Origin of the sequence: Thermus arciformis, assembly GCF_900102145.1 — a bacterium.
In the GTDB taxonomy this organism is placed as follows: domain Bacteria; phylum Deinococcota; class Deinococci; order Deinococcales; family Thermaceae; genus Thermus; species Thermus arciformis.
Window position 1 is genome coordinate 1 of record NZ_FNBC01000069.1, and the last position, 5,260, is coordinate 5,260.

General features: G+C 68.4%; 7 protein-coding genes. 3 read left to right on the forward strand and 4 right to left on the reverse strand.

The window, feature by feature from the left end; all coding sequences use genetic code 11:
• Window positions 1–306, forward strand: a 306-nt coding sequence (locus BLP62_RS13130; protein WP_143004383.1) for an integrase core domain-containing protein, incomplete at its 5' end; no start/stop codon positions are given.
• 100 nt (window positions 307–406) lie between these two features.
• Here the strand turns inward: BLP62_RS13130 and BLP62_RS13135 are convergent.
• The 3 genes from BLP62_RS13135 to BLP62_RS13145 are packed head-to-tail and all read right to left on the reverse strand — an operon-like array spanning window position 407 to window position 2,561.
• On the reverse strand, window positions 407–853 hold the full coding sequence (locus BLP62_RS13135) for a MaoC family dehydratase (protein WP_093008724.1): 447 nt from the start codon (window positions 851–853) through the stop codon (window positions 407–409).
• A 12-nt stretch (window positions 854–865) separates the two neighbouring features.
• Complete coding sequence (locus BLP62_RS13140; RefSeq protein ID WP_093008725.1) at window positions 866–2,002, reverse strand: acyl-CoA dehydrogenase family protein; 1,137 nt, start codon at window positions 2,000–2,002, stop codon at window positions 866–868.
• Window positions 1,989–2,561 carry a TetR/AcrR family transcriptional regulator gene (locus BLP62_RS13145; RefSeq protein WP_093008726.1) on the reverse strand — a complete coding sequence of 191 codons (573 nt, stop codon included), beginning with the start codon at window positions 2,559–2,561 and terminating at the stop codon, window positions 1,989–1,991. The genes BLP62_RS13140 and BLP62_RS13145 overlap by 14 nt, the downstream gene beginning before the upstream one ends.
• A gap of 94 nt (window positions 2,562–2,655) precedes the next feature.
• On the opposite strand from BLP62_RS13145, the gene BLP62_RS13150 reads away from it, so the two are divergent.
• Together BLP62_RS13150 and BLP62_RS13155 are read left to right on the forward strand one after the other, a co-directional pair.
• Window positions 2,656–3,642, forward strand: a complete 987-nt coding sequence (locus BLP62_RS13150) for an AAA family ATPase (RefSeq protein ID WP_093008727.1) — start codon at window positions 2,656–2,658, stop codon at window positions 3,640–3,642.
• A gap of 18 nt (window positions 3,643–3,660) precedes the next feature.
• Window positions 3,661–4,542 carry a ParB/RepB/Spo0J family partition protein gene (locus tag BLP62_RS13155; RefSeq protein WP_277621436.1) on the forward strand — a complete coding sequence of 294 codons (882 nt, stop codon included), beginning with the start codon at window positions 3,661–3,663 and terminating at the stop codon, window positions 4,540–4,542.
• Window positions 4,543–4,779: 237 nt separating this feature from the next.
• Here the strand turns inward: BLP62_RS13155 and BLP62_RS13160 are convergent.
• Window positions 4,780–5,260 (reverse strand): DUF4143 domain-containing protein (locus BLP62_RS13160; protein ID WP_143004384.1); only part of this gene is annotated, 481 nt, incomplete at its 5' end.

A 5,260-nucleotide genomic window follows, 5' to 3' on the forward strand; every position in this document is an offset into this window, starting at 1 on the left:
CCTTTCCTGAGCCACGACTGGGTGGGGACGCTTCTTCTCAGGGACGGGCAGCGGCTTTCCTACAGCCTGATGGGGGCTAAAGGAAATCCCACGATGGAGAGCTTTTTTGCCCGGTTCAAGGGGGAGGGGGGAGACCAGTTTTTGGAGGCCAGAAGCCTTGGGGAGCTAAAGGAGGTGGTGAAGGAGCGCCTACGCTACTACCACGAGAGCCGGTTGCACTCGGGGCTCGGTTACCGGACACCGAGGGAGGTGATGAAGGAGGCGCTGGGGCAAAGCACACAGGACGTCACACGGGAGGCAGGGTGAAAGTGTCTAAGTTTAGGGGGCTGGATCACCAGCGGGCAAAGGGACTCATACGTAATCCTCACGGGGCTCCCGTCCCGGCCCACGCCGGGATGGGATGGCGTCAAGCAGGCTTCCTCCGCACCATGGTCACGAACTCCCCCTCCTGCACCACCTCGCCCCTTTGGTTGTAGACCCTCACCCGCTGCACCAGGAGGCCCCGGTCGGGCTTGGAGGTCTCCCGCTTCTCCAGGATCTCGCTCTCCCCCCGCACCGTGTCCCCGATGAGGACGGGCTTGAGGAACTTGTAGTTCCGGATCTCCAGCCAGGCGATCACCGTGCCCTCAAAGTGGCCCGAGCGCTGCCTGAGCCCCGTGAGCATGGCAAGGACCAGAAGCCCGTGGGCGATGCGCTGGCCGAAGGGGGTTTCCTTGGCGAACTCGGCGTCGGTGTGGATGGGGTTGTAGTCCCCCGAGACCCCGGCGAAGTTCACCACGTCCGCCTCGGTCACCGTGCGGGCCGGGGTGGTGAAGCGCTGGCCGACCTCAAAGTCCTCAAAGTACATGGGCATGGGTTCCCTCCCTTAGGCGAAGGCCCTTACTCCCGTGAGGTGGGCCCCGATGATGAGCTTCTGCACCTCGCTCGTCCCCTCGTAGAGGGTGAGGATGCGGGCGTCCCGGTAGAGCCTCGCCACCTCGTACTCCTCAAAAAAGCCGTACCCCCCGTGGACCTGGATGGCCCGGTAGGCCACCCGGTTGGCCGCTTCCGAGGCGAAGAGCTTGGCCAGGCTGGCCTCGAGGGTGTAGGGCTCCCCCTTGACCTTCTTCCAGGCCGCCCGGTAGGTGAGGAGGCGGGCGGCCTCGAGGTCCAGCTTCATGGCGGCCAGGTGCTCCTGGACGAGCTGGAACTGGGCGATGGGCCGACCGAACTGCTTTCTCTCCCTGGCGTAGGCCAAGGAGAGGTCCAGGGCGCGCCCCATGAGCCCCACCGCCCCCGCCGCCAGGGAGACCCGCCCCGTGTCCAGGGTGGAGAGGGCGATCTTAAACCCCTCCCCCTCCTTCCCCAGGACCCGGTCCTTGGGCACCCGCACCCCGTCCAGGTAGACCATCCCCGTGTCCGCCGCCTTTAGGCCCAGCTTCCCCTTCAAGGGGCTCGTCTTCACCCCGTCTTCCCGCTCCACCAGGAAGCAGGTGACCCCCTTGGCCCCCTTTTCGGGTTCGGTCTTGGCGAAGACGAGGAAGACCCCGGCCACGTTGGCGTGGGAGATGAAGGTCTTCTGCCCCTCCAGGACGTAGAAGTCTCCCTCCTTGTGGGCCCGGGTCTTGAGGCTTGCCGCGTCCGACCCGGCCTCGGGCTCGGTGAGGGCGAAGGCCCCGAGGACCTCCCCCCGGGCGAGGCGGGGCACGTAGCGGGCCTTTTGCGCCTCCGTGCCGTAGGCGAGGAGGGGGGTGAGGACGAGGCTCTGCTGCACCGAGAGGATGGAGCGCAAGGAGGCCCACCCCCCCATCTCCTCCAGGAGGGCGAGGTAGGCGAAGAAGTCCAGCCCCGCTCCCCCCAGCGCCTCGGGGACGAAGACCCCGAGGAAGCCGAGCTCCGCCATCTCCTCCACTAGGGGCCAGGGGAAGGCCTCTTCCTCCTCGTAGGCCCTAAGCGCCCCGCCCCGCTCGGAAAGAAACCTCCGGGCGAGCTCCCGGATCTCCTTGTGCTCAGGCACTTCCACGTTCCAACCCCCTCAGGATCAGGTCATGGTAGGCCCGGGCCACCTCCTCCGCCCGCATGGGCCCGTCGGGCCGGAACCAGCGGATCATCCAGTTGAGCATGGAAAGCACCGCCCGCCCCGCCAGGGCCACGTCCACCTCCCGGAAGACGCCTTTTTCCACCCCGCGCCTCAGGATCGCCCGGAGGTTTTCCTCGTGCCGGTCGCGGAGGCGGACGGTGGCCTCCCGGTGCTCCGGGGAGAGGCTTTGGATCCCCTGGAGCATGGCCACGAAGAAGGGGCGGTTCTCCTCAAAGTAGCGGGCGTGGGCCTCCATGAAGCGGAGGAGGGCCTCCTTGGGGTCTTCCACCCCTAAGGCCCTCTCCCCTGCCCTCACCAGGCCCTCCAGGGCGAGGAGGCTGATCTCGTAGAGGATCTCCTCCTTGCTCCCGAAGTGGTGGTACAGCGCCGCCTTGGAAAGCCCCAGGGCCTGGGCGAGGTCCTGGACGCTGGTGGCCTCGTAGCCCTTCTCCGTGAAGAGCCTGGCGGCTTCTTGGAGGATGCGCGTTCTCGTGGTCTCCATGCCCCACCGACCGGTCGGTAAGTCCACTCTACCCCGGGGCCTCCCGCCCGTCAAGGCGTTGACAGCTTGCCTTTCCCGCCATTAGCATTGCGCCATGGGGCAATCCAAGCTCATCCCTTTGCCGGAGTACGCGCGGAGAACAGGGGTTCCCCTCAGCACCCTGCGCCTTCACATCCGGGAGGGGCGGCTAAGGGCGGTGCGCCTCGGCCGCTACTGGTACGTCCCCGTGGAGGAGGAGGGGGGGAGGGAGGGCCAGGGCCGGGTCTTCACCTTCTTCACCCACGCCGGGGGGGCGGGGAAGACCTCCCTGGCCCGGGACCTGGGCTTTGAGCTGGCCTCGAGGGGCTACCGGGTGCTCCTGGTGGACGCCGACCCCCAGGCCAACCTCACCGCCTGGCTCGGGGTGGACCTCGCCGAGGTGGAGGACCGGGAGACCCTGCTTGCCGTGGTGGAGGGGAGGGGCCTGCCGGAGCCCCGGCGGGTGGAGGTGGGGGGGATCGCCATGGACCTCCTCCCCGCCAACATGAACCTGGCCATGGCCGAGGTGGTGGTCCCCACCAAGAGCCTGGGGATGGTCCTCCTCCGCACCGCCCTCATGGAGAGCGGGGCCCTCAAGCGCTACGATTTCGTCCTCATTGACTCCCCGCCCTCCCTGGGCCCCATCGCGGGCATGGCCGCCCTGGCGGGGGAGGGGCTTCTGGTTCCCGTGGAGACCAGCGCCAAGGGGGTCCAGGCCTTGAGGGCCGTGGTGGAGGTGAGCAAGGACTACCTCCGCACCCTGCGGGCCCTGCGCTTCCTCTCCCCGGAAGTGGTCTCCTTCCTGCGCCTCCTCATCCCCACCAAGTACGATGGCCGCACCGCCCAGGACAAGAAGGTGCGGGCCCTCCTGGAAGAGGCGGCCGCCATCGCCCCCCTCGCCCCCGCCCTCTCCTACCGCCCCGGCCCCTACAAGGAGGCCATAGACCGGGCCCTGCCCATCCACGCCGTGGGGGACGAGCGGGTGCTGGAGGAGGTCCGCCGCCTGGCGGAGGCCTTCTTGGCCCGGGTGGGCGTGGAGGCCCAGGAGAAGGAGGTGGTCTAGATGGGCGTCATGGAGCGCATGTTCCGCGAGGCCATGGGCCTTGCGGCCAAGGAGGAGGCGGGGGCGGAGAGGCTTCCCCTCGAGGCCCTCGTCCCCTCTCCCCAGCCCCGCAAGCGCTTTGAGAACCTCGAGGCCCTCGCCGAGAGCATCCGGGAGAAGGGGGTCCTCCAGCCCCTCTTGGTGCGGCCCTTGGGGGACGGGAGGTACGCCATCGTGGCCGGGGAGAGGCGGTACCGGGCCGCCCGCATGGCGGGGCTTTCCGAGGTCCCGGTGCGGGTGGTGGACCTCTCCGAGAAGGAGGCGAGGCTCCTCGCCCTGGTGGAGAACCTCCAGCGGGAGGACCTGAACCCCTACGAGGAGACCGTGGGGGTCCTCGCCCTGCTATCGGAAGACTTGGGGAGGCCTGTGGAGGAGGTGGTGGCCCTGCTCCACAGGATGCGGGACGAGGCGAGGGGGAAGGTTCCCCATAACGTTATGGGGAGCCCCGAGGCCCGGAGGGTGGAGGAGGTCTTCCGGGCCCTGGGCCGGATGACCTGGGAGAGCTTTGTGCAGAACCGCCTCCCCCTCCTCAACCTCCCCGAGGACCTGAGGGGGGCCCTGGAGGAGGGGGCGATCCCCTACACCGCCGCCCTGGAACTCAAGAAGGTGAAGGATGACCCCTTGCGGAAGGCCCTCTTGGAGGAGGTGAAGGCGGGCCTCTCCTTGCGGGAGCTGAAGGCCCGGGTCCGGGGTCACGGGCGTAGCCCGTACCTTGAGGCCTTGCGGAGGGAGAGGGCCCCCAAGCCCTGGCACCGGGAGGTGGGGGAGAGGCTCTTACGGCTTGACCTCGAGGCCCTTCCCCCCGAGCGGCGGGCCAGGATTGAGGAGCTCGTGGCAGAGCTGAAAGAACTGCTCGGCTGAAACCTGGCCGACCGGGAGTTCGCCCCTATAGGGGCCGTGAGCGGTTTTCTGTGAAAGCTTGGCCAGGAAGGACACCACGCGGAGGTGCTCCTTCTAGGGCAAGCCCACCTCATCCCCCTCGGTGGCGAAGGCCTTGCCTTGCTGCTCCAAGTGCCCTTCTTGGACGAGGAGGGGGAAGGGGCAGAGCCGAGTTCTTGCTCACGTCCTAAAAGTCTCGCGAAACCAGAGCGCGAGCGCTTACCCCCTCCAGAGCCGCTCCATCACCGCCCCGAGGGGAGCGGCGAGGACCCCCTCCCCCACGGGGAAGGCCTCCCCTCCCGGGTAAACCACGAAGGCCTCCCGGGGCTTGAGGTCCTTCAGCGCCTCGTGGAACCCCCGGGAAGGCCTGGGGTCCAGGCTCCGCTTGACCTCCACGGCCCAGAGCCTCCCCCCGGGCAGGAGGAGGACCAGGTCCACCTCCGCCCCGGCCCGGGTGCGGTAGAAGTAGGCCTCGCCTCCCTCGGGAAGCACCCGGAGGAGGTTTTCCACCACGAAGCCCTCGTAGCTCCTTCCCACCACCGGGTGGGCCAGGAGGTCCTCCAGGGTCCGGAGCCCCAGGAGGGCGTGGACCAGGCCGCTGTCCCGCAGGTAGAGCTTGGGGCTTTTCACCAGGCGCTTCCCCACGTTGGCCTCCAGGGGGGGCAGGCGCCTCAGCAGGTAGAGGTCCACCAGGAGGTCC

Excerpts from the sequence above, each read along its gene's own strand:
- BLP62_RS13155 (WP_277621436.1), top strand. The coding sequence starts at position 3,661 with ATGTTCCGCGAGGCCATGGGCCTTGCGGCCAAGGAGGAGGCGGGGGCG.
- BLP62_RS13150 (WP_093008727.1), top strand. The coding sequence starts at position 2,656 with ATGGGGCAATCCAAGCTCATCCCTTTGCCGGAGTACGCGCGGAGAACA.
- BLP62_RS13145 (WP_093008726.1), bottom strand. The coding sequence starts at position 2,561 with ATGGAGACCACGAGAACGCGCATCCTCCAAGAAGCCGCCAGGCTCTTC.
- BLP62_RS13135 (WP_093008724.1), bottom strand. The coding sequence starts at position 853 with ATGCCCATGTACTTTGAGGACTTTGAGGTCGGCCAGCGCTTCACCACC.